Below are 1,863 nucleotides of genomic sequence, written 5' to 3'. Positions count from 1 at the left end.
CACCGCCCAAGGAAAAAACATTACCTGCGACACTGGAGCCAATCTCCGGCAGGTGTTAATGGACAATGGGGTCGATCTCTACAATGGGAATGCCAAGTTTATTAATTGCATGGGCATCGGTACTTGCGGCACTTGTGCGGTGCAGATTGAAGGCGAGGTATCTGAGGCAAATTGGAAAGATGTTGCCAGACGCAGTTTCCCACCGCATACACCGTCACGAAACCTGCGACTTGCTTGCCAAACTCAAGTTTTGGGCGATATTACCGTGACTAAATTCACCGCTTTTTGGGGGCAGGGACTCGATCTCCTTTGGTAGGCGACACCAATGCCAAAACTAGCATTAATCAGTAAAATAATTATGAAGCCGCTTGAATGGATCGCTAGCTCTAAAAAAGACCTCATCGCTATGCCCGATCTAGTGCAAGACAATTTTGGCTTTGCACTATTCCAAGCTCAAATCGGGGAAAAGCACGATGATGCTAAACCCTTAAAGGGATTCAAAGGGTCTGGGGTGTTAGAGATCGTCGATGATTTTGATGGCGATACCTATCGTACAGTCTACACAGTGCGGTTTGCTGAGGTGGTGTATGTCTTGCATGTCTTCCAGAAGAAATCTAAACGCGGCATCGCTACCCCCAAACAAGATATCGAGTTAGTCGAACAAAGGCTCAAAACAGCTCAAGAGCATTATCAAAGCAATTATGACAACCAATCTCCACCCGATCGATGAAAATGAAACCACTGTCACTCCTAGCAGTGGCAATGTGTATGCGGATCTGGGATATGAGAATCCAGAGGAAATGCTGCTCAAGGCGCATCTGGTGACGCTATTAAGTAAGGCGATAAAAGCTAGAGGACTGAATCAATACCAAGCGGCTGATGTATTAGGCATCGACCAGCCCAAGGTATCGGCTTTGGTCAGGGGTCAGTTTCGCGGGTATTCGTTAGAAAGGTTATTTAAGTTCTTCAATGCCCTCGATCTGGATGTGGAAGTTAATGTGAAGTCTAAGCCAGAGGGTGAGGAACGGGCGCGGATAAGTGTCGGCAGTGCGAGCGAGTAAACCGCTTCGCGCTGGATTTAACAGCAATCTTTGTTATGTCGATCGAATGATAAGTGGTGTTAATTTAATATGACAGGAATGCTCGCCGATCGGTACTAGAAATTGGTGGGCAAAGAGCGGTTGGTACTTATTCGGGCTTATCATCACAAATTTGCCCACCCTACACCTTCTACACTTCTATCTAGTTCCTGCTGTAAAACTTGGCGGTACAGAAATAAAATCGTTGAGAAGCTCTGATTTTGGTAGCGGCTGTGACCTTACCTTCGACTGCTAGATGAGTTAAAAATTCCTCTATTTCTGCGACTCCCATATCTTTGGGATGACGCTTGTTATGAAACAATAGAATGATAGGCAGAAACATTCTGCTTTTATATGGGGAATATGCTAAATTTTTCAGTTTATCTACCCAAATTTGAGTGAATAGGCGGAAATTTTCCGCCTAATAATAGTTAGGGCACATTACACCACACTGAAATTTATGAGCAATAGAGTCACAGCAGATAATGACACGTTGTTACGCCAAGCATCCATGACGGCGGATGAGTATTTTCACGCCGCCATCAAGACGATAGATGACGAGTTCGGCGACGGCTTTGCCAAGAAGCACCCAGAGCTTATTGCTGGATTCATGCAGGCAGCAGCCCATGATTTTCACTCTGGTGTCACGGCGCGAGCCTTACACGAGATTGCAGATGCAGTTGAGTCTCGCAACCATATGGCCTAACCATGCGCTGTAGCGAACGGCTGCGGGTCTTCGCGGTCGCAATCGGCACGCCTGGTGACCGCCGTCGCTGAGCTTGGG

At 46.9% G+C, this 1,863-nt stretch carries 5 protein-coding genes; 4 read left to right on the top strand and 1 reads right to left on the bottom strand.

All coding sequences use genetic code 11. The features are described 5' to 3' along the window. From RMO84_RS11165 to RMO84_RS11155, 3 genes are all read left to right on the top strand, one after another. Positions 1 to 316, top strand: a 316-nt coding sequence (locus RMO84_RS11165) for a 2Fe-2S iron-sulfur cluster-binding protein (RefSeq protein WP_310488538.1), incomplete at its 5' end; no start/stop codon positions are given. Positions 317 to 358: 42 nt separating this feature from the next. Then, the gene (locus RMO84_RS11160; protein WP_310488537.1) at positions 359 to 730 is read left to right on the top strand and encodes a type II toxin-antitoxin system RelE/ParE family toxin; all 372 of its coding nucleotides are present in this window, start codon (positions 359 to 361) and stop codon (positions 728 to 730) included. Next, the gene (locus RMO84_RS11155) at positions 702 to 1,061 is read left to right on the top strand and encodes a helix-turn-helix transcriptional regulator (RefSeq protein ID WP_310488536.1); all 360 of its coding nucleotides are present in this window, start codon (positions 702 to 704) and stop codon (positions 1,059 to 1,061) included. Before RMO84_RS11160 ends, RMO84_RS11155 begins: the two co-directional genes overlap by 29 nt. Positions 1,062 to 1,242: 181 nt before the next feature. On the opposite strand, the gene RMO84_RS21360 is transcribed toward RMO84_RS11155, so the two are convergent. Next, positions 1,243 to 1,371 carry a hypothetical protein gene (locus RMO84_RS21360; RefSeq protein WP_396135831.1) on the bottom strand — a complete coding sequence of 43 codons (129 nt, stop codon included), beginning with the start codon at positions 1,369 to 1,371 and terminating at the stop codon, positions 1,243 to 1,245. A gap of 168 nt (positions 1,372 to 1,539) precedes the next feature. Here RMO84_RS21360 and RMO84_RS11150 point away from each other — a divergent pair, with 168 nt between their 5' ends. Continuing rightward, positions 1,540 to 1,785 (top strand): hypothetical protein, encoded by a 246-nt coding sequence (locus RMO84_RS11150; protein ID WP_310488535.1) that lies wholly within the window; start codon positions 1,540 to 1,542, stop codon positions 1,783 to 1,785. The last annotated feature ends 78 nt before the right edge of the window (positions 1,786 to 1,863 follow it).

Origin of the sequence: Chamaesiphon sp. VAR_69_metabat_338 (assembly GCF_031423935.1) — a bacterium.
Lineage (GTDB): Bacteria > Cyanobacteriota > Cyanobacteriia > Cyanobacteriales > Chamaesiphonaceae > Chamaesiphon.
This window is presented reverse-complemented; position numbering and strand designations above follow the sequence as displayed.

Coding starts and splice junctions, on each gene's coding strand:
- RMO84_RS21360 (WP_396135831.1), bottom strand. CDS start 1,371: ATGGGAGTCGCAGAAATAGAGGAATTTTTAACTCATCTAGCAGTCGAA.
- RMO84_RS11150 (WP_310488535.1), top strand. CDS start 1,540: ATGAGCAATAGAGTCACAGCAGATAATGACACGTTGTTACGCCAAGCA.
- RMO84_RS11160 (WP_310488537.1), top strand. CDS start 359: ATGAAGCCGCTTGAATGGATCGCTAGCTCTAAAAAAGACCTCATCGCT.
- RMO84_RS11155 (WP_310488536.1), top strand. CDS start 702: ATGACAACCAATCTCCACCCGATCGATGAAAATGAAACCACTGTCACT.